Origin of the sequence: Escherichia sp. S10b (genome assembly GCF_028421345.1) — a bacterium.
Classification (GTDB): Bacteria; Pseudomonadota; Gammaproteobacteria; order Enterobacterales; family Enterobacteriaceae; genus ECMA0423.
Window position 1 is genome coordinate 32,489 of record NZ_JAHZSO010000058.1, and the last position, 21,210, is coordinate 53,698.

General features: G+C 49.1%; 21 protein-coding genes and 2 tRNA genes. 9 read left to right on the forward strand and 14 right to left on the reverse strand.

Translation table 11 applies throughout. The features are described from left to right. Positions 1-102: 102 nt before the first annotated feature. Complete coding sequence (gene cfa / locus FTE26_RS05625; protein WP_000098911.1) at positions 103-1,251, forward strand: cyclopropane fatty acyl phospholipid synthase; 1,149 nt, start codon at positions 103-105, stop codon at positions 1,249-1,251. 39 nt (positions 1,252-1,290) lie between these two features. Here cfa and ribE read toward each other — a convergent pair whose 3' ends face one another. Beyond that, entirely contained in the window at positions 1,291-1,932 is a 642-nt protein-coding gene (ribE, locus tag FTE26_RS05630) for a riboflavin synthase (RefSeq protein WP_000493947.1), read from the reverse strand. A 214-nt stretch (positions 1,933-2,146) separates the two neighbouring features. Here ribE and mdtK point away from each other — a divergent pair, with 214 nt between their 5' ends. Beyond that, positions 2,147-3,520 (forward strand): multidrug efflux MATE transporter MdtK, encoded by a 1,374-nt coding sequence (gene mdtK, locus FTE26_RS05635; protein WP_001174942.1) that lies wholly within the window; start codon positions 2,147-2,149, stop codon positions 3,518-3,520. Positions 3,521-3,560: 40 nt separating this feature from the next. On the opposite strand, the gene FTE26_RS05640 is transcribed toward mdtK, so the two are convergent. Continuing rightward, the gene (locus FTE26_RS05640) at positions 3,561-4,817 is read right to left on the reverse strand and encodes an AIDA repeat-containing protein (RefSeq protein ID WP_000534291.1); all 1,257 of its coding nucleotides are present in this window, start codon (positions 4,815-4,817) and stop codon (positions 3,561-3,563) included. A gap of 307 nt (positions 4,818-5,124) precedes the next feature. Between FTE26_RS05640 and FTE26_RS05645 the strand changes: the two genes are divergently transcribed. From FTE26_RS05645 to FTE26_RS05660, 4 genes are all read left to right on the forward strand, one after another. Beyond that, a tRNA-Val gene (locus FTE26_RS05645) sits at positions 5,125-5,201 on the forward strand. A gap of 4 nt (positions 5,202-5,205) precedes the next feature. Then, a tRNA-Val gene (locus tag FTE26_RS05650) sits at positions 5,206-5,282 on the forward strand. Positions 5,283-5,389: 107 nt separating this feature from the next. Continuing rightward, positions 5,390-5,695 (forward strand): monooxygenase, encoded by a 306-nt coding sequence (locus FTE26_RS05655; protein WP_000212657.1) that lies wholly within the window; start codon positions 5,390-5,392, stop codon positions 5,693-5,695. Positions 5,696-5,820: 125 nt separating this feature from the next. Further along, positions 5,821-7,425 carry an FAD-NAD(P)-binding protein gene (locus tag FTE26_RS05660; protein ID WP_000716922.1) on the forward strand — a complete coding sequence of 535 codons (1,605 nt, stop codon included), beginning with the start codon at positions 5,821-5,823 and terminating at the stop codon, positions 7,423-7,425. An 11-nt stretch (positions 7,426-7,436) separates the two neighbouring features. On the opposite strand, the gene ydhT is transcribed toward FTE26_RS05660, so the two are convergent. The 7 genes from ydhT to fumD all read right to left on the reverse strand — a co-directional run bounded on the left by ydhT (position 7,437) and on the right by fumD (position 13,832). Then, positions 7,437-8,249: a protein YdhT gene (ydhT, locus tag FTE26_RS05665; protein ID WP_000587560.1), complete on the reverse strand. Its 813-nt coding sequence runs from the start codon at positions 8,247-8,249 to the stop codon at positions 7,437-7,439. Between the two features lie 3 nt (positions 8,250-8,252). After that, complete coding sequence (gene phsC / locus FTE26_RS05670; protein ID WP_001069986.1) at positions 8,253-9,038, reverse strand: thiosulfate reductase cytochrome B subunit; 786 nt, start codon at positions 9,036-9,038, stop codon at positions 8,253-8,255. Then, entirely contained in the window at positions 9,035-9,703 is a 669-nt protein-coding gene (locus tag FTE26_RS05675) for a 4Fe-4S dicluster domain-containing protein (RefSeq protein ID WP_001676577.1), read from the reverse strand. Before FTE26_RS05675 ends, phsC begins: the two co-directional genes overlap by 4 nt. A 63-nt stretch (positions 9,704-9,766) precedes the next feature. After that, positions 9,767-10,405, reverse strand: coding sequence for a YdhW family putative oxidoreductase system protein (locus FTE26_RS05680; protein WP_001297805.1), 639 nt, complete (start codon positions 10,403-10,405; stop codon positions 9,767-9,769). Positions 10,406-10,417: 12 nt separating this feature from the next. Then, complete coding sequence (locus FTE26_RS05685; protein ID WP_001273528.1) at positions 10,418-12,520, reverse strand: aldehyde ferredoxin oxidoreductase; 2,103 nt, start codon at positions 12,518-12,520, stop codon at positions 10,418-10,420. Positions 12,521-12,540: 20 nt separating this feature from the next. Then, positions 12,541-13,167, reverse strand: coding sequence for a ferredoxin-like protein (locus FTE26_RS05690; RefSeq protein ID WP_001070232.1), 627 nt, complete (start codon positions 13,165-13,167; stop codon positions 12,541-12,543). 455 nt (positions 13,168-13,622) lie between these two features. Further along, positions 13,623-13,832, reverse strand: a complete 210-nt coding sequence (gene fumD, locus FTE26_RS05695) for a fumarate hydratase FumD (RefSeq protein ID WP_000528342.1) — start codon at positions 13,830-13,832, stop codon at positions 13,623-13,625. Positions 13,833-14,186: 354 nt separating this feature from the next. Here fumD and ynhH point away from each other — a divergent pair, with 354 nt between their 5' ends. From ynhH to lpp, 3 genes are all read left to right on the forward strand, one after another. After that, positions 14,187-14,381: a protein YnhH gene (gene ynhH / locus FTE26_RS05700; RefSeq protein ID WP_240806354.1), complete on the forward strand. Its 195-nt coding sequence runs from the start codon at positions 14,187-14,189 to the stop codon at positions 14,379-14,381. A gap of 7 nt (positions 14,382-14,388) precedes the next feature. Continuing rightward, positions 14,389-15,801 (forward strand): pyruvate kinase PykF, encoded by a 1,413-nt coding sequence (gene pykF, locus FTE26_RS05705; protein ID WP_001295403.1) that lies wholly within the window; start codon positions 14,389-14,391, stop codon positions 15,799-15,801. Between the two features lie 310 nt (positions 15,802-16,111). Beyond that, positions 16,112-16,348, forward strand: a complete 237-nt coding sequence (gene lpp / locus FTE26_RS05710; RefSeq protein ID WP_000648420.1) for a murein lipoprotein Lpp — start codon at positions 16,112-16,114, stop codon at positions 16,346-16,348. Between the two features lie 63 nt (positions 16,349-16,411). Here the strand turns inward: lpp and ldtE are convergent, their stop codons facing one another. The 5 genes from ldtE to sufC form a co-directional block, all read right to left on the reverse strand. Beyond that, positions 16,412-17,416 (reverse strand): L,D-transpeptidase LdtE, encoded by a 1,005-nt coding sequence (gene ldtE / locus FTE26_RS05715; protein WP_000817104.1) that lies wholly within the window; start codon positions 17,414-17,416, stop codon positions 16,412-16,414. A gap of 148 nt (positions 17,417-17,564) precedes the next feature. Then, positions 17,565-17,981, reverse strand: coding sequence for a cysteine desulfuration protein SufE (sufE, locus tag FTE26_RS05720; protein WP_000279734.1), 417 nt, complete (start codon positions 17,979-17,981; stop codon positions 17,565-17,567). Between the two features lie 12 nt (positions 17,982-17,993). After that, a complete protein-coding gene (gene sufS, locus FTE26_RS05725; RefSeq protein ID WP_000144606.1) occupies positions 17,994-19,214 on the reverse strand; it encodes a cysteine desulfurase SufS in 1,221 nt (406 codons plus the stop codon). Continuing rightward, entirely contained in the window at positions 19,211-20,482 is a 1,272-nt protein-coding gene (gene sufD / locus FTE26_RS05730) for a Fe-S cluster assembly protein SufD (protein WP_000908009.1), read from the reverse strand. The genes sufS and sufD overlap by 4 nt, the downstream gene beginning before the upstream one ends. Next, positions 20,457-21,203, reverse strand: a complete 747-nt coding sequence (gene sufC, locus FTE26_RS05735; protein ID WP_000948872.1) for a Fe-S cluster assembly ATPase SufC — start codon at positions 21,201-21,203, stop codon at positions 20,457-20,459. The genes sufD and sufC overlap by 26 nt, the downstream gene beginning before the upstream one ends. Between the last annotated feature and the right edge of the window lie 7 nt (positions 21,204-21,210).

Here is a 21,210-nt window from a genome sequence, read left to right on the forward strand (position 1 = left end):
CGGATTATAGACTCGCGGTTTTTTCTGCGAGATTTCTCACAAAGCCCAAAAAGCGTCTACGCTGTTTTAAGGTTCTGATCACCGACCAGTGATGGAGAAACTATGAGTTCATCGTGTATAGAAGAAGTCAGTGTACCGGATGACAACTGGTACCGTATCGCCAACGAATTACTTAGCCGTGCCGGTATAGCCATTAACGGTTCTGCCCCGGCGGATATTCGTGTGAAAAACCCCGATTTTTTTAAACGCGTTCTGCAAGAAGGCTCTTTGGGGTTAGGCGAAAGTTATATGGATGGCTGGTGGGAATGTGACCGACTGGATATGTTTTTTAGCAAAGTCTTACGCGCAGGTCTCGAGAACCAACTCCCCCATCATTTCAAAGACACGCTGCGTATTGCCAGCGCTCGTCTCTTCAATCTGCAGAGTAAAAAACGTGCCTGGATAGTCGGCAAGGAGCATTACGATTTGGGTAATGACTTGTTCAGCCGCATGCTTGATCCCTTCATGCAATATTCCTGCGCTTACTGGAAAGATGCCGATAATCTGGAATCTGCCCAGCAGGCGAAGCTCAAAATGATTTGTGAAAAATTGCAGTTAAAACCAGGGATGCGCGTACTGGATATTGGCTGCGGCTGGGGCGGACTGGCGCACTACATGGCATCTAACTATGACGTAAGCGTGGTCGGCGTCACCATTTCTGCCGAACAGCAAAAAATGGCTCAGGAACGCTGTGAAGGCCTGGATGTCACCATTTTGCTGCAAGATTATCGTGACCTGAACGACCAGTTTGATCGTATTGTTTCTGTGGGGATGTTCGAGCACGTCGGACCGAAAAATTACGATACCTATTTTGCGGTGGTGGATCGTAATTTGAAACCGGAAGGTATATTCCTGCTCCATACTATCGGTTCGAAAAAAACCGATCTGAATGTTGATCCCTGGATTAATAAATATATTTTTCCGAACGGTTGCCTGCCCTCTGTACGCCAGATTGCTCAATCCAGCGAACCCCACTTCGTGATGGAAGACTGGCATAACTTCGGTGCTGATTACGATACTACGTTGATGGCGTGGTATGAACGATTCCTCGCCGCATGGCCAGAAATTGCGGATAACTACAGTGAACGCTTTAAACGAATGTTTACCTATTATCTGAATGCCTGTGCAGGTGCTTTCCGCGCCCGTGATATTCAGCTCTGGCAGGTCGTGTTCTCACGCGGTGTTGAAAACGGCCTTCGAGTCGCTCGCTAAAGGCTATTCTATCGCCCCCTCTCCGGGGGCGATTTCAGATCAGGCTTCTGTACCTGGTTGATTCATGGCATTTTCTCGTGCCGCCAGCACACGTTCTACCGTATCTACCACTGCCTGAGTTTGTGGATCAATTTCAATGTTGACGCGTGCGCCGAGTTTTTTCTTCCCAAGAGTCGTGCGTTCCAGAGTTTCCGGAATTAAATGGACGCAAAAACGCGTTGGCGTGACTTCGCCGACGGTCAGGCTAATACCGTCGATGCCAATAAATCCTTTGTACAGGATATATTTCATCAACTGACTATCCTGGACTTTAAACCAGATCTGGCGATTATTTTCCGAGGTTAATATTTTCGCCACTTCAGCGGTGGTCATAATATGACCTGACATTAAGTGTCCGCCAATTTCATCACTGAATTTCGCCGCACGCTCAACGTTTACCCAATCCCCCACTTTTAAATCGCCAAGATTGGTAATGCGTAACGTTTCTTTCATCAGGTCAAAACTGACATGGTTGCCGTTAATTTCCGTCACGGTCAGGCAGCAACCGTTATGCGCCACGGAAGCACCTGTTTCCAGGCCGTCCAGCATGTGGTCGGGTAACTCCACCACATGCGTACGAAAATTTGGTTTCTCGTCAATCGACACCAGTTTTGCGGTGCCCTGTACAATCCCCGTAAACATACTTACAACTCCTGAAATCAGTTAAGACATTCTGTTCAGCACAATAGCAGGTGGCAAACGCCCTTACCAGTGAAGGGGTAAGAATGACTATTTTTTCACTGGAGAATTAATAAATCCTCGCTACAATAGACTGAATTTCCCCTGCTTCTTCTTTTTGCTGCCCATTCAGGCGGCTTTTTAGTCTCTCATATAACTACAAATAAAAGGTGTTCACGTGCAGAAGTATATCAGTGAAGCGCGTCTGTTATTAGCATTAGCAATCCCGGTGATTCTCGCGCAAATCGCCCAAACTGCGATGGGTTTTGTCGATACCGTGATGGCGGGCGGCTATAGTGCCACCGACATGGCGGCGGTCGCTATCGGTACTTCTATCTGGCTTCCGGCGATCCTCTTTGGTCACGGACTGCTGCTGGCATTAACGCCGGTTATCGCGCAATTAAATGGTTCCGGTCGACGTGAGCGCATTGCGCATCAGGTGCGACAAGGTTTCTGGCTGGCAGGTTTTGTTTCCGTTCTCATTATGCTTGTGCTGTGGAATGCAGGTTACATTATCCGCTCCATGGAAAACATCGATCCGGCTCTGGCGGACAAAGCCGTGGGTTATCTGCGTGCGTTGTTGTGGGGCGCGCCGGGCTATCTGTTCTTCCAGGTTGCCCGTAACCAATGTGAAGGTCTGGCAAAAACCAAGCCGGGTATGGTAATGGGCTTTATCGGCCTGCTGGTGAACATTCCGGTGAACTATATCTTTATTTATGGTCATTTCGGTATGCCTGAGCTCGGTGGCGTTGGTTGTGGCGTGGCTACTGCGGCGGTGTATTGGGTCATGTTCCTTGCCATGGTTTCTTACATTAAACGCGCCCGCTCCATGCGCGATATTCGTAACGAAAAAGGCACCGCGAAACCCGATCCTGCGGTTATGAAACGACTGATTCAACTCGGTTTGCCGATTGCGCTGGCACTATTCTTTGAAGTGACACTGTTTGCCGTCGTGGCTCTGTTAGTGTCTCCGCTCGGTATTGTTGATGTCGCAGGACACCAGATTGCCCTGAACTTTAGTTCACTGATGTTTGTGCTTCCAATGTCGCTGGCGGCAGCGGTAACTATCCGCGTAGGTTATCGTCTGGGTCAGGGCTCAACGCTGGATGCGCAAACCGCTGCGCGGACCGGGCTTATGGTGGGTGTCTGTATGGCAACCCTGACGGCCATATTCACGGTTTCACTGCGGGAGCAAATCGCCCTGTTGTACAACGACAATCCCGAGGTTGTAACGCTGGCTGCGCATTTGATGTTGCTGGCGGCGGTATATCAGATTTCTGACTCAATCCAGGTGATTGGCAGTGGGATTTTGCGTGGTTATAAAGATACGCGTTCCATTTTCTATATCACCTTTACGGCTTACTGGGTGCTGGGCTTGCCAAGCGGCTATATTCTGGCACTGACCGATCTGGTCGTTGAACCTATGGGGCCAGCAGGCTTCTGGATAGGCTTTATTATTGGCCTGACGTCGGCAGCCATTATGATGATGCTGCGTATGCGGTTCCTGCAACGTCTGCCGTCAGTTATCATTCTGCAACGAGCATCCCGCTAATAAAGACAAGGCGCAACCTTCACGGGTTGCGCCTGTGTTTTTACGCAGGCTGGAGCGTTGCGCCAATCCCGTCTTCGTCTGGCTGTAATTTCAGAGCGTTGCACAGAGTTTGCCGACTGGCATCTGTTATCTCAACGTGTATATCCCCGGTAACTTCCCCTTTCACATTGATGAAGTCAGGTGAGATTTCTTTCGCACTGGTTTGCAGGCAAATCGCTCCCTCTCCGCGCAGGCGTTTCACTTTCAGTTGCACATGCGTTGCCGCACCAGTGATCAGCCACAGTTTTCCGCCATTCAGATTGATGTTACCAACAATAAAAGTGACACCGTCACCTTTTACCGTACTGCCGTCGAGAATCAACACACCGCCCTGCTGTACAGTAATCGTTGATTGTTGCAGATCTGCGCCATAGCCAATAATCATTGAAGCGCCGTCCAGTAATGCAACACTCCCGGTCAGTTCAACCGGTGCGCGATCTTCCTCTACGACAAAATTTTCGTCCGCGCTGGTGGGTGACAACAGGATCACTGTTCCACCTTGTATTACCGCATTTTCCAGCGTACCGGCATGCACTTCAGCCCGACCACCCACATTCACGGACAGGTTTTGCGTCTTACCGGAACTGTAGAGCTGAAGGCCATCCGTCCCCAGACGATAAATGGATCCATTCTCAACAATAGTGTCAGAGTCTTCACCACCGAGATTATTCATGGTGCCACCAGCAAGCAACGTATCACTGGCTTTCCCGGCCAGCATAAAAACGCCGCCCTGATTAATCTCACAATTGCTGGCTTCCCCTCCTGGATACACCAACAATTCACCACCTTCATCTACCACGACCGCTGAGGTTGTCCCATTAACCAACAGGCCGCCCTCTTGATCGAGAATGATTTTTTCCGCGCGATGTCCTTCCAGTACACGCAGGTTACCGCCATTTTCCAGCAACAAACCGCAGGCATAACCCTGATCAACGCTGAATTCACCTTCGGGATGGCGGCCATTAACCGTAGCGAGCGTAGAGAGACTAATTGCGCCTCCCTCGGACTGAACAATATCTGTGGCAATGGCACCGTCGCTGACCGATAGCGTGCCATTGTTACCGTACTGTGTGCATTTGGCGATCCCACCGGTTGCCACTTTCAACCAGCCAGCCCCCGTGACCACGGTATTTTCGGCTCTTCCGCCAGCTTCAACAATCAACTCGCCTTCAGTAAGTTGCGTCGCGCCAATGACCTCGCCGGTCTTAACAATTTGCACATTCCCGTCGCTCATCAAGTTTTTCGCATCAGATCCCATGATTTATTCCTTTGCTGCATCTGTGTGCCTTTATTGCTACCTAAGTGTAAAGGCTACGGAGGATTTATCCACGACAGATTTGAGATGGTGGCAAACAACTCTGTTTAAACTCTGATACACGAATTATTGGGTTGTATCAGATGTAAATGCGATCCTGAATAAAAATCGCCCTTGCAAATCAACAAAATATAGCCAATTTGCTTAAAAGCTCTGCAAACGGTCGAAATAGCGCAGAAAATTACGTTTTGCCTCTTGCCACCTTCCCACTCTGCCGCTAATATTCGTCCCCGTTGTCACCTACAACGTTGCGTTCATAGCTCAGTTGGTTAGAGCACCACCTTGACATGGTGGGGGTCGTTGGTTCGAGTCCAATTGAACGCACCATCCTGCGTCCGTAGCTCAGTTGGTTAGAGCACCACCTTGACATGGTGGGGGTCGGTGGTTCGAGTCCACTCGGACGCACCAGATTTTCTTAATCTGGTCTTCTCCTTTTTCCCTCTGTTTCTTCTCTGTATCCAATACGTTAAAAGATTTACACTGTCTTCGTATGCGTTATCAGAAGGAGAATCGCTATGGCAACTTTGTTACAACTTCATTTTGCTTTTAATGGCCCATTTGGCGACGCAATGGCTGAGCAGCTTAAACCGCTTGCTGAGTCGATTAATCAGGAACCTGGTTTTCTGTGGAAGGTATGGACAGAAAGTGAAAAGAACCACGAAGCCGGTGGGATCTATCTTTTTACTGATGAAAAAAGCGCCCTTGCCTATCTGGAAAAACATACTGCCCGACTTAAAAATCTCGGCGTTGAGGAAGTTGTCGCCAAAGTTTTCGATGTCAATGAGCCACTGAGTCAAATCAATCAGGCAAAACTCGCCTGACAGAATTTAATCAAGGGCGGTTAGCGCCCTTTTCATCCCTGTCTGAAATTTCTCAAATTCTAAAAATCTCAACCAAACTTATCTGATAACACTAAATTCGAAAGAATGCGTACAGGTAAGTAACAATGAAAAAAATTGCTATTGTGGGTGCCGGGCCTACGGGGATCTACACCTTATTCTCGCTTCTACAGCAACAAACTCCACTTTCTATTTCTATCTTCGAGCAGGCTGACGAGGCCGGTGTCGGGATGCCATACAGTGATGAGGAAAACTCAAAAATGATGCTGGCAAATATTGCCAGTATTGAAATACCGCCGATTAATTGTACGTATCTCGAATGGCTACAAAAGCAAGAAGCCAGCCATCTCCAGCGTTATGGCGTTAAAAAAGAAACCTTGCACGATCGTCAGTTTTTACCGCGAATTCTGCTGGGCGAATATTTCCGCGATCAATTTTTACGATTAGTAGACCAGGCACGACAGCAAAAATTTGCAGTGGCTGTTTATGAATCATGCCAGGTTACCGATCTGCAAATTACAAATGCTGGCGTCATGCTCGCTACAAATCAGGATTTACCCAGCGAGACGTTTGATTTAGCGGTGATTGCCACGGGTCACGTCTGGCCTGATGAAGAAGAAGCAACCAGAACGTATTTTCCCAGTCCGTGGTCAGGCCTGATGGAAGCAAAGGTCGATGCGTGTAACGTGGGTATTATGGGAACATCCTTGAGCGGACTGGATGCGGCAATGGCAGTGGCTATTCAGCATGGTTCGTTCATTGAAGATGATAAACAACACGTCGTTTTTAACCGCGATAACGCAAGTGAAAAGCTAAATATTACGTTGATGTCGCGCACGGGTATTTTACCCGAAGCCGATTTCTATTGCCCTATTCCCTACGAGCCCTTACACATCGTCACCGATCAGGCATTAAATGCTGAGATTCAAAAAGGTGAAGAGGGCCTTTTGGATCGGGTATTTAGATTGATAGTAGAGGAAATCAAGTTTGCTGATCCAGACTGGAGCCAACGCATAGCCTTAGAGAGCCTGAATGTCGATTCCTTTGCTCAAGCCTGGTTTGCCGAGCGCAAACAACGCGACCCATTTGACTGGGCAGAAAAAAATCTCCAGGAAGTCGAACGCAATAAACGAGAAAAACATACTGTTCCCTGGCGTTATGTCATTCTGCGCCTGCATGAAGCCGTACAGGAAATTGTTCCTCATCTGAATGAACACGACCATAAACGGTTCAGTAAAGGCCTTGCCAGGGTTTTCATCGATAATTATGCGGCAATCCCTTCAGAGTCTATTCGTCGCCTACTTGCCTTACGTGAAGCGGGAATCATTCATATTCTCGCCCTCGGTGAAGACTACAAAATGGAAATTAATGAGTCGCGCACCGTCCTGAAAACGGAAGACAACAGCTACTCGTTTGACGTTTTTATTGATGCCCGCGGACAGCGTCCGCTTAAAGTGAAAGATATTCCTTTCCCTGGGCTACGCGAGCAATTACAGAAAACAGGGGATGAAATCCCTGATGTTGGCGAAGATTATACGTTACAGCAACCCGAAGATATTCGTGGACGCGTAGCGTTCGGCGCGTTGCCCTGGTTGATGCACGACCAGCCTTTCGTTCAGGGACTTACGGCATGTGCAGAAATTGGTGAGGCGATGGCTCGGGCGGTCGTAAAGCCTGCATCCCGTGCTCGTCGGCGTCTTTCGTTTGATTAAAGGTAAAGCTATCAGCACTCAACAAACTGATGCTGTTCATTAAGACGATAGCGGACTCCGGTTCGAATATTGTTTTCACCTTCAATGGCGACGGCGAAGCGAACTCTTTCGCCGTCATGATATGCCAGTGCGGCGCTTCCCCCTGGCCCGAGAATAATTGAGTCGACCACGCCCGTGCTCACTACCGTTGAATTTTCACCGCTGGCAATGATGTGTACATTGTCGCCGCTGTTGGCAATTCTGGCGTTTGCGCCAAAGCTGGCGATTTGCACCAGGTCACCATTACTGGCGACATGACACCGTTCACCCAATGTACAAACGCGTACTCGCATTCCGGTATTCGCAATCCGACTACTATCTCCAGCGCTGCTTATCCGCGAAGAATTACCGGTTACAGCAACCCGTGCGCGTTCACCGGAGCTGCCAATGTGACTGTTAAAGCCGACACTTCCAATCCGCACGCTATAACCCATACTGGCAATTTGCGCGGCATACCCAGCGGTTGCGATTCGGGCGTTATCCTCACAACAGCCGATGCGAGCATGATCGTCGCTGCGGGCAAACTGACTGCAAAATGGTATCTCTCCGGGGTCTGTGGCCAGTTTTTGCATAGAGGAAACTTCCTGATGCGCGAAGTTTTCATCCGCCAGCCATTTTTTCCACGCATACTCAACCAGACTCTCCGCCCAGTCCGTATATCCTTCCTCAATCAGTGCATGATGAATATCGGCATAACTACCGCCGCGTGGGAAATGGCGCAGGAACCAGCGATACATCACCGCTCCGATACGCCATTCTCGCAGGTCTGCTCGTGTAATGATCATTCGTTAGTGCCGGTGATAGCCATCGACCATGCTTTTAAAGGTTTCGTGTGGCGTACGCCCCGTGGTGCAAAGATAAAGATGACCGAAGATAAAAAAGAGGCTTATAAATGCCAGAGCAAAATGCGCCTGCAATAACCAGTATCTTACGCCAGGAAACACATCTCCCACGGCTTGCGGATAGAGACACAACAGCCCCGTCAATAGTAACAACGGCAGCAATCCATACATGACACCAACATAGGCGACCTGCTGTAAGGGATTAAATTTAGACTGTGTTGTTGCCGGGAAAGGATGTTCTTCCCCCTGCATAATGCCAAACAAATAAAATCGCGTTTGTTTTGCCGCTCGTTCCAGCCACCCCTGACGACGAATGCGATAGTGGTGACCATTATCCCCAACGGCATTGATCAGCACAAAGCCGAGCCAGCATGCCAGTAACAAAAATCCGCAAACTTCATGCACCGCAACCAGACTTTTAACCGCAGTTGCGCCCACCATCGCAAAGTGATTTATCAGCCCACTTGCCAGCAACAATACAAAGAGTAACGCATTCGACCAGTGCCATAATCTGACCGCTTTGCTGTAAAGATAAACCTTCTCACCATGATCGGTGGCTGATTTCTTCACGCCACGAGCACGAAGCAAGGCGTGCAGCCCCAGCACCAACCACATCCCAACCAGCAATACTCCGGCAATGATCAACCACACCGGCCAAAATTCGGGAGTGAACTGTGGCACATAGTTCGCTAACTGGCTCTGAAACTGTTCAGCATGTTGCGACGGGTTCATACATTTTCCTTTTTAATCAAATGTTGACCGAACCGGCGATACAGATGCGGTTTCCCGGCACCAGGTAGCTGATATTGATAGTATTTATTATCCTGCAACCACACCTGAATTTCTGGGCTATCTTCGCGACCAAAGATCAATGCGTGTTCCGGACAGGCGCTGACGCAAATGGGCGGAAAGCCTTTTGCCAGTCGGGACTCAGCGCAGAAATCACATTTATCTGCCACTTTAGTGACAGGGTTAAGGTAGCGAACCTGGTACGGACAAGCGCCAATGCAATAACTGCAGCCGATGCACTGCGATTTTTCTACCCGCACGATCCCCTGCTCATCACGCCACGACGCCCCTGTCGGGCATACGTCGATGCACGGAGCATCTTCGCAGTGCTGACATGACTGGCGAAAAAAGTGATACTGCGTTTCGTTGTCGTTATCGGTGACTGGAATGTGTGCTATCGATAAACGGCTTCCCTGAGCGGGGACGTGGTTAGTTTTACGGCATGCGCGGGCGCAAATATTACAGCCATTGCACCGTGACTCGTCATGAATCATGGCATACCGAACTTCCTTTTCTTGCCTCGTGTTCGCTAACAGAGAAGACGCAGAACCAGTAAAAAAGATTACTGTTCCCATCCCCAGAACAAATTTGCGTCGAGTGAAGGACATCTGATTATCCCCTAATGCAGTGGCTGCAACTGTCCACCCTATCCATGACATCTCCCTGAAATTTCAGGGGTTCTGAAACTGCTCTACCTCGAACCATTCGCATAAGCCATAAGCCTTGCCATAGGTCATAAATCGCTCGCTAAACAAGTACAACACCGCCGTCGATGACTCCACCTGCCGTATATCGGCATATTCAGGTGCAACATCCATCGCGGCGATCGCGGCTTCAATCTGCGCTTCCTGGAAGTAATATGGCGCTTGCATCAGCATGGCGACTTTGTAAGGACGAGGATATGTCTGGCACTCAAAACGAACGGCGTGTGCAATGGCGCGACAAATGTCCTGCTCCACAACTTGCAAAGACATCGCCGCGTAGTTTTCACTCATGGCCTGCGTTGAGTAATAGTAATCATCCTGGCTTCCCGTCATACAAGCGATATCAGCGTAGTCTCCGTTCTGCTTAATGCTTTCCAGCAAAACTGACAGCTCCTCTTCTGCAACCGAATAGGGTGGCGAGAGAAACACGGCGCGCGCCACCAGCTGCCCAGCCGCAGAATGCTGGCGAATGAACTCTGCCAGGATTTCAGCCGGTTCTGGTTCGGTTACCGTATCAACGGGGTGACGCATCCCCTGTAACCATTGCCGCTTCGCCTCGTCAACTTCGCTGACTTTCGCTAACGGCAATTCATCCCGATGGTTCATCTCACCCATTCCTTACACAGGCAGTAGATTGTGTGCTGCCAGATCGGCGGCAATATCTTCCAGCCCCAGACGCTGCAATGTTTCGCGGGTGGGACAACCAAGCTGTGGGTCCCAGCCCATTTCTTTGTAGAACATCGTGAGCGAAGCATGCATATCGTCACGATCCATTTTGTCAGTACCTTCAGTAAAGACCGGGATCTGCGGATCCTTGTCGAATACCCAGGAACAGATAAGATCGTGTTCATTACGCATATCTTTGGTTTGCATAAGTTTTACCGTGTAGGCACGATGCAACGTAAAGATACGCTCTGCAGCTAAATCTAATTTTTCCTGAGTCATCTCTTCGCCGGTGATCGCTTTGAAGAATTTGGCTTCAAGCGCCAGATCGCCCCGGTAATTACGGCTTTTCAGCGGCGAAACGGTCATTGGCCAGACCCAGTTACACAGGGTGACGGCGTTATGCAAACAGACCCGCAACAGCGACCACTTAGCATATTTAATTTTTGCGTCATTGATTGGCGTGTAGTTTTTGGTTTCATCGTAGGCATCTTCAGAACCAAAAAGCTCTTTCGCCACTTCACGTTGCAGTTTCAATGGCAAGCCGGAACCAATAAAGTTGATATGGGTATGCGTCATGCAGTCACGGTTGAACATACAGTTAACAATGGAACCGACCTGCGCTGACGCTTCATTGGCATGGTGAACCGGATAGCCAAACGGCGACCAGAGTTTATTTTTCGCGTAGCCCCAGTACTCTTCACCCAAATTCCAGCGTTCTGCGATGGCATATGAACCATCAGCCAGGTGACTCAGCTCACCCACACGATGCGCCAGACGGTAGTAAAAATCTTTAATGAAGTTAACGTCACCCGCTTCCAGTTGATCCCAGCGAATTTCCGCATACTCTTCAGCAGGCAGAACACGCTTGAACACCCCTTTGCTGTAACAATAGGTAAAGTCGCGATGCAACTGCCCGTAGTTACACCATAGGCCGTAGTCATCGAACAAATTCAGACCCACCAGGTTACCAATCACACGGCCATCGTCTTTATCTTCAAAATCTTTCGGACCGTTCGGGAAGATGGTGGTATGGACAAAGTTGGCTACACAAGTGTTACCACCTGTGCTGGGCACGCCAAACTCTTTCACCCGAGGAATATTCATTTGGGTCATACAACGGATCGGGCAAGAGTGGCAGCCACTCATTTTTACTGTGTATTTCTCTGCCGCCGGACCTAAGTCAAAAACGGATTTATAGGTACGAAAGCCGACCGTGTTCTGATTGCCTGGCGGAATTTCCCCCGTTTCAATCGGACCACCTTCAGCCGCGCCCCAAAACAGCCCTTTACGTGCTGTCCAACGTGACTTGGGATCTGAATACTCTGCCCACGATTGCGGCGTACTTGGCACGACATGGTTGTTATTCGCACCAATAAGTTCAGTCATCATGTAATCGTTGAGACGCTTCATCTCCTGACGATCGGCAATGTTGACCCCTTTCGTCCCTTCAACCGCAATCGCTTTCAGGTTTTTCGAACCCATAATTGCGCCAGTTCCCGCACCGCCGCTGTGGTTACGGCTATTCAACATGCCAGAGAGAGGAACAAGGTTTTCCCCAGCCTGACCAATAGCCGCCACACAGGTTTCCGGACTGGTCAATCGACAAATTTCTTCCGTCGTTGCGCGCGTCCCTTTTCCCCATAAGAAATCGGCTTTTTCCAGGCTAACTTTGTCATCTTTAATCTTCAGCCATACCGGTGATTTCGCCTTCCCTTCGATAATAATGACGTCGTATCCAGCGAATTTCATTTGCGCCGCAAAAAAGCCCCCCATATGGGCATCGACAACTAAATTTCCTTTGGTAAAAGTAGAAAGTGAGGTGATATTTACGCGAGAACTACAGGGGGCACCAGATCCAGTTAATGGGCCGGTAGCAAAGACTAATTTATTCGCTTCATCGAAAGGTTTCGTGCCTGGCGGTACTTCGTCATACATAATTTTGTAGCCGAAGCCCATGCCACCGACAAAACTTTTAAACTTACTGGAATCTTCGAGGGTAATATTTCCTGTCGTGAGATTGACTCTTAATATATTACCTGTCCAACCGTTAGCCATGATTTTTTCCTTTGCAAGATTCACACAGTAATATCTTTCCACTTGATAATTTTTAACGCCCCTGTTGGGCAGGCGTTTGCGCATTCACCGCATAACACACATTTCGAGGATTTTTTACTTTCGGTATTTACGGTGGCCATCATCCACGGGCATGCCGTAGTACAGGCGCTACAGCCAATACAGCGTTTATGATCGACGGTAATACAGCCTTCTTTCTGCTGCCAGGTAATCGCACCAATCGGGCAGACGTTCATGCATTGCGGCTCTTTGCATTGACGGCAGGTGTCCGCGGTATAGTTGAGATCGCCATACAGGCCGCCGCCAGAGCCAACCCCGTTGTCGCCAAAGAAATAATTGCGATGGATTTTGATACGGGAGAAGAATGTCCCTACTGAGCCATCGTTGAAGTTGGTACAAGAGATTTCACAGCGGTGGCAACCCGTGCATCGCGCTCGCTGGGTCACCAGCACCCCTTTGGGTGTATTTATCAACCCTACTGTGCCGCTATCAATATCTTCCTGTTTGCAACCCAAAAGTGACAGTAACGCAGGGGCAATTGTTAGACCAGCAAGGCCTTTTCCTGATATACGCAAGAATTCTAATCGCGTTAAGCCAATATCTAATAGTGGACGATCAACCGGGTTCATTTATTTCGCATCCTCTTCGCAAACACAGTGCTGACAATTCAGCAGCCTGATATTAAGCATTCAACTAATACGCTGCTGACTCTGTCCCCAACACCAGATATTTTCCCTAACCCGATAGTGTATGAGAAAAGATTTAACGCCGATAAACTAATCCTTTATGGTTAGGAGAAAAAATAATGTGATTATTCTGAGCCCTTAACATTGATCGTTATCAATTAAAATTACAAAGCAAGAAATTATAAGTGAACTGATATTTATTATCATTTGAAATAAATTTAACTTAAGCGACAATTATTTGTGACGTTCATTGCAGAAAATAAAAATAACATTATCGCTATAAATTAAAATACATACCGCAATTCGTATAATTTCAGCAGTTGTTATTTAGAATGATTAACTGGACCGCAACTGAAGCAAGAATATCAGGATGAAGCTTACCGCCTCATCCTGAATGGTCATTTTACCAGTGCGTTAATGACGGTTTCCATCGCCTGCTTTTCCAGCTCACTGCGCTGAATGCGTTTATTGGCTAATGCTGTACGTAATACGCCTGCGATAACAATATGCTTTGGTTCCTGCCCCAGATCGCGCATTTCCAGCACAACTTTACCGACAACTCTGCACATTTCTCGGTACAGTTCATCCTCTTTTGTCCGATTTCCCATTCTTTATACCTATTTATCATGCCAACTATCAGCATATATCAATCTAACCAATTAAACAAAAATCAAACAAAATCAGACAAATAACGCGATAAATTATTTTAACTGTAGCAATTGAGCGATGATATATTTATACACCGGATGAACTTTCACTTATCCTCACACTGACAACTTCGGCACCAGACGTTGCGCAAACAGTGAAGTTTTTGCGTAACCTTTTCCCTGGAACGTTAAATCTTTGATAACAATTTATTGTCTAACAAGTTGTATATTTTTTGAAACGCTGTTTTTGTTTTCCTTTTGGATTAATTTCAGCGTATAATGCGCGCCAATTGACTCTTGAATGGTTTCAGCACTTTGGACTGTAGAACTCAACGACTCAAAAACAGGCACTCACGTTGGGCTGAGACACAAGCACACATTCCTCTGCACGCTTTTTCGATGTCACCTATCCTTAGAGCGAGGCACCACCACTTTCGTAATACCGGATTCGCTTTCCGGCAGTGCGCCCAGAAAGCAAGTTTCTCCCATCCTTCTCAACTTAAAGACTAAGACTGTCATGAAAAAGACCAAAATTGTTTGCACCATCGGACCGAAAACCGAATCTGAAGAGATGTTAGCTAAAATGCTGGACGCTGGCATGAACGTTATGCGTCTGAACTTCTCTCATGGTGACTATGCAGAACACGGTCAGCGCATTCAGAATCTGCGCAACGTGATGAGCAAAACTGGTAAAACCGCCGCTATCCTGCTTGATACCAAAGGTCCGGAAATCCGCACCATGAAACTGGAAGGCGGTAACGACGTTTCTCTGAAAGCTGGTCAGACCTTTACTTTCACCACTGATAAATCTGTTATCGGCAACAGCGAAATGGTTGCGGTAACGTATGAAGGTTTCACTACTGACCTGTCTGTTGGCAACACCGTACTGGTTGACGATGGTCTGATCGGTATGGAAGTTACCGCCATTGAAGGTAACAAAGTTATCTGTAAAGTGCTGAACAACGGTGACCTGGGCGAAAACAAAGGTGTGAACCTGCCTGGCGTTTCCATTGCTCTGCCAGCACTGGCTGAAAAAGACAAACAGGACCTGATCTTTGGTTGCGAACAAGGCGTAGACTTTGTTGCTGCTTCCTTTATTCGTAAGCGTTCTGACGTTATCGAAATCCGTGAGCACCTGAAAGCGCACGGCGGCGAAAACATCCACATCATCTCCAAAATCGAAAACCAGGAAGGCCTCAACAACTTCGACGAAATCCTCGAAGCCTCTGACGGCATCATGGTTGCGCGTGGCGACCTGGGTGTAGAAATCCCGGTAGAAGAAGTTATCTTCGCCCAGAAGATGATGATCGAAAAATGTATCCGTGCACGTAAAGTCGTTATCACTGCGACCCAGATGCTGGATTCCATGATCAAAAACCCACGCCCGACTCGCGCAGAAGCCGGTGACGTTGCAAACGCCATCCTCGACGGTACTGATGCAGTGATGCTGTCTGGTGAATCCGCAAAAGGTAAATACCCGCTGGAAGCGGTTTCTATCATGGCGACCATTTGCGAACGTACCGACCGCGTGATGAACAGCCGTCTCGAGTTCAACAATGACAACCGTAAACTGCGCATTACCGAAGCGGTATGCCGTGGTGCCGTTGAAACTGCTGAAAAACTGGATGCTCCGCTGATCGTGGTTGCTACTCAGGGCGGTAAATCTGCTCGCGCAGTACGTAAATACTTCCCGGATGCCACCATCCTGGCACTGACCACCAACGAAAAAACGGCTCATCAGTTGGTACTGAGCAAAGGCGTTGTGCCGCAGCTGGTTAAAGAGATCACTTCTACTGATGATTTCTACCGTCTGGGTAAAGAACTGGCTCTGCAGAGCGGTCTGGCACACAAAGGTGACGTTGTAGTTATGGTTTCTGGTGCACTGGTACCGAGCGGCACTACTAACACCGCATCTGTTCACGTCCTGTAATATTGCTTTTGTGAATTAATTTGTATATCGAAGCGCCCTGATGGGCGCTTTTTTTATTTAATCGATAACCAGAAGCAATAAAAAATCAAATCGGATTTCACTATATAATCTCACTTTATCTAAGATGAATCCGATGGAAGCATCCTGTTTTCTCTCAATTTTTTTATCTAAAACCCAGGGTTCGATGCTTCTTTGAGCGAACGATCAAAAATAAGTGCCTTCCCATCAAAAAAATATTCTCAACATAAAAAACTTTGTGTAATACTTGTAACGCTACATGGAGATTAACTCAATCTAGAGGGTATTAATAATGAAAGCTACTAAACTGGTACTGGGCGCGGTAATCCTGGGTTCTACTCTGCTGGCAGGTTGCTCCAGCAACGCTAAAATCGATCAGCTGTCTTCTGACGTTCAGACTCTGAACGCTAAAGTTGACCAGCTGAGCAACGACGTGAACGCAATGCGTTCCGACGTTCAGGCTGCTAAAGATGACGCAGCTCGTGCTAACCAGCGTCTGGACAACATGGCTACTAAATACCGCAAGTAATAGTACCTGTGAAGTGAAAAATGGCGCACATTGTGCGCCATTTTTTTTGTCTGCCGTTTACCGCTACTGCGTCGCGCGTAACATATTCCCTTGCTCTGGTTCACCATTCTGCGCTGACTCTACTGAAGGCGCATTGCTGGCTGCGGGAGTTGCTCCACTGCTCACCGAAACCGGATACCCTGCCCGACGATACAACGCTTTATCGACTAACTTCTGATCTACAGCCTTATTGTCTTTAAATTGCGTAAAGCCTGCTGGCAGTGTGTATGGCATTGTCTGAACGTTTTGCTGTTCTTCTGCTGATAGTGGTCGATGTACTTCAACATAACGCATCCCGTTAGGTTCCACGGAATATTTCACCGGTTCGTTGATCACTTTCACCGGCGTTCCCGTCCGCACGCTGGAGAACAAGGCTTTAATATCCGGTGCATTCATGCGAATACACCCTGAACTGACGCGCAAACCGACGCTGTCCGGCGCACTGGTACCATGAATGAGGTATTCGCCATTACCATGCGCGAGGCGCAGTGCGTAACGTCCTAGCGGGTTATTTGGTCCGGCAGGAACGACTGGCGGTAATTTAATGCCACGCTCCAGCGAACGTTGACGAATGCCTGCCGTAGGCGTCCAGGTTGGGTTAGGGATTTTCTGCCCAACACGCGTTTCCATCACCGGCGTTTCCAGCCCCTGCAAGCCAATACCTATCGGATAAACCTGCACGATATTTTCTCCCGGCGGATAATAATAAAGGCGCAGCTCTGCAAGGTTAACGATAATCCCCTGACGCGGCGCATCAGGTAATAACAGTTGCGAAGGAATAGTTATCGTCGTACCGGGTTTTGGCACCGGGGCGATAGTGTTATTGGCTTCAAGGATCAACATTGCCGCAGTATCAAAACGTCGGGCGATGGCCTGAAGGTTTTTATCCCCTTCCTGCACCGTATACGTTTGATTTTGCCCAACCAGTCGGCTTCCGGTTGGTGGTAGCGGATAATCAACCGCCCAGGCAGCCTGGATGGCGCTAAAAGCGCCGATAAGCGTGAGTGTAAGCAAAGACGCGCGTTTCATTGTAAACCTCCTGTATTTGCCGGAGACTCACGCTGAAACGTCGGATGGCGCTTATGTTCACCTGAAACCGAAACACTCCTGTGCAGGTCAGTGTAAACATTGACCATCCGGCAATGTGAGCCAACCGGATGAAAGCTGTCCCTTTAGTTTAGCTAAGTGCAGCGGCTTTGGCGCGAATTGCGCGAATCATCGCTTCCAGACCTTGTGAACGAGATGGGGTGAGATGTTGGGTGAGCGCCATTTTTTCAAACCACGGACGCACATCGAAATTGACAATATCCTGCGGCGTCATCTGATCGTAGAGAATAAAGACGACCGCAATAAGCCCTTTCACAATCGCCGCATCGCTGTCGCCCTGCAATTCAATAATTCCCTGCGCATTCTGGCGCATGACAATCCACACCTGACTCTGGCAGCCCTGAATGCTATTTTGTGGGCTTCTGTCTTCGTCGCGTAATTCTGGCAGACGCTGGCCCAGCTCAATAATGTAGAGATATTTCTCTTCCCAGTTGGCGCAGCGTAAAAAATTACGCAGCAATTTTTCTTTATCCGGCAATACAGCCATAGTGCCTCCCTGTTATCCCAGCAGACGGTGAATACGTTGCAGGCCGGTCACCAGACGATCCACTTCTTCATGGGTGTTATACATGGCCAGCGACGCCCGACACATCGCAGGGACGTTGTAATAGGCCATTAATGGCATAGCGCAGTGATGTCCGGTACGCACAGCAATGCCGTAATTATCGAGAAAACTGCCAACATCATAGGCATGGTGTTTACCGAGATTAAAAGCAATAACGCCAAGCCTGTTTTGTGGGCCATAGAGAGTGAGATCCGGTACAGATTCCAGCTGTGATAGCGCGTAGTGCATCAGATTCTGTTCATACTCGGCTATGTTATTAAGCCCCAGCGCCGAAACATACTCCAGCGCCGCGCCAAGACCAATGATGCCCCCGGTATTGGGTGTACCGGCTTCAAACCGCCAAGGTGCTTTGGTCCAGGTTGTGCCTTCACTCAGGCTGACGGTGGCGATCATAGAACCGCCCCCTTCCCACGGCGGCATCTCCTGCAACAAGGCTTCTTTCACATAAAGAATGCCAATTCCGGTGGGGCCATACAGTTTATGCCCGGAGAACACGTAAAAGTCGCAATCCAGCGCCTGAACATCCACCGGATGATGCATCACCGCCTGAGCGCCATCCACCAGCACTTTTGCGCCATGCTGGTGCGCAAGCGTGATCATTTCCGCCAGTGGATTTTCTGTGCCAAGCACGTTGGAGACATGAGTAATTGCCAGCAGGCGAGTTTTCTCATCAAACAGCGTAGGCAGCGTCTCCAGTTGCAACGTACCGTCGGGATTGAGCGGGATCACACGCAGCTCTGTGCCAACGCGTGCGCAAAGCATCTGCCAGGGAACAATGTTAGCGTGGTGCTCCATCTGACTGATGATGATGTTATCGCCCGCCCGCACATTGCTGTTACCCCAGCTATTGGCGACCAGATTGATCCCTTCCGTCGTGCCGCGGACGAACACCAGCTCTTCCGCCGAACGGGCATTAATAAACAGCGATGCCCGCTTGCGCACGTTCTCCATTTTCTCGGTCGCCTGGGCGCTTAAGGTATGAATACCGCGATGCACCGCCGCGTAGCCGTGACGATAAAACTCGGCTTCGGAGTCAATCACCTGGCTTGGTTTCTGCGCACTGGCGGCGCTGTCGAGATAAGCCAGCGGCAAACCGTTTACCTCACGCGAAAGCACCGGAAAGTCGGCCCGCACTTTGTCGACGGAAAAAGTCATCTTGCACCTCCTGGCAGTCGTTGACCGATTCGGGCCAGCACCTGCTGTTTAAGCCCCTCATCACGCAGTGCTTCCGTCAGTTCGGCAGCAAAGGCGTAAATGATCATCTGCTGGGCATCCTGCTGATTGATCCCGCGCGAGCGCAGATAGAACATCTGTTCATCATCAATACGCCCCACCGTCGCGCCGTGGCTGCATTTCACATCATCTGCATAGATTTCCAGCTGCGGTTTTGTATCCACTTCCGCCAGTTTGCCCATCAGCAGATTATTGTTGGTCATCTGACCATCCGTTTTGATGGCGTGCTGCGCGACGTTGATCAAACCGTTAAATACCGCGCGGCCTTTGTCGCTGACGATAGTTTTGTGCAACTGTCGGCTGTTACAAAAACCTTTATTGTGTTCCAGCCAGGTACGGGTATCACACACCTCGTTTTTCACCGGCATCGCCAGGCTATTGATCCGCAACGTGCTGTTTTCGCCATTGAGTTGCGTACTGGTGTTGTGTCGGAACACTGCGCCACCCAGCAGGAAACTATGGCTAAATGCGGTGGCATCGTCAGCCAGCAACAAATCGTTATGGGCAAAGTGGTGACTGACCGGGTTTTCAAACGCCAGCTTGATATGCTGCAAGTGGGCGTTCGCTGCGACATTGATAGTGAACCGTGCGCCGGTGAAGTGACGAGCATCATTAAGGCTGACAAAATGTTCGATCACCGTTGCTTCGGCACCTTCCGCCAGATCCAGATGATGTCGGTAATGGGCAGTGTTGACCTCTTCACCTGCCACGCCCTGGGTAATATGCATTAACAGCAATGGCTTTGCCGGCCGTTGACCGCGCTTCACGGCGATATGCGTCACGCTTTGTGCCAGGCTTTCCGTCAAATGCAGAAACACTTCCGCCTGAATAGCGTCGGGTACCCCCTGACGGTCGTCGTTAATGCTCACTTCATACCCGCTGCCTTCAGTCGCATCGCTCAGTGCTGACACGTAACGTCCATCGACAAATACCAGCCGCACAGCGTCTAACGTTAACGCTAAGGCATCTCGCTGCTGTGGGGATATCTCTCCCGCAATGCTGACAAACTGGCTATTGGTCAGCCCTTCCAGCGGCGTATATTTCCAGTTTTCATGTTTACGTGTCGGCAGTCCGGTACGCAGCAATTGTTGTAAATGCTGCTGTGCTTGCGGTGAGCGTTTTGTCCCTTCAGCTTCAAACAAGTGATGCCACTGTTGCAGCGCATTACTGCTGTTCGGTAAGCCAGCCATAACCCTGCTCCTCCAGTTGTTTGACCAACGTGAAATCGCCGGATTTCACAATTCGTCCCTGATATAGCACATGAACGTAATCAGGCTTGATGTAGTCGAGAATGCGTTGGTAGTGCGTAACAATGATGAATGAGCGCTTGCCATCACGCAGCGAGTTCACGCCATCGGCGACCACTTTTAATGCGTCAATATCCAGCCCGGAGTCCGACTCATCAAGAATGCATAACTCCGGTTCCAGCACCGCCATTTGCAAAATATCGTTGCGCTTTTTCTCGCCGCCGGAAAAACCAACGTTTACCGAACGGGTTAATAAATCTTCCGGCATCTTCAGGAGAGCGATTTTCTCTTCCATCAAATCCTGAAAATCAAAGCGGTCGAGCGTTTCCTGGCCGCGATAGCTGCGCACCGCATTAAGTGCCGTTTGCAGGAAAAACTGGTTACTGACACCTGGAATCTCCACCGGATACTGGAAGGCCATAAAGATGCCTTCGCCTGCACGATCTTCCGGCGACAGTGCAAGCAAATCTTTGCCTTTGAACTCAACCGTGCCGCCCGTCACTTCATAATCTTCGCGCCCGGCAAGCGTTGCCGATAAGGTACTTTTGCCCGAACCGTTTGGCCCCATAATGGCGTGAACTTCGCCGGGACGAACGTCGAGGCTTAATCCGCGCAGGATAGCTTTATCTTCCACGCTAACGTGTAAATCTTTAATACTTAACATATTTATT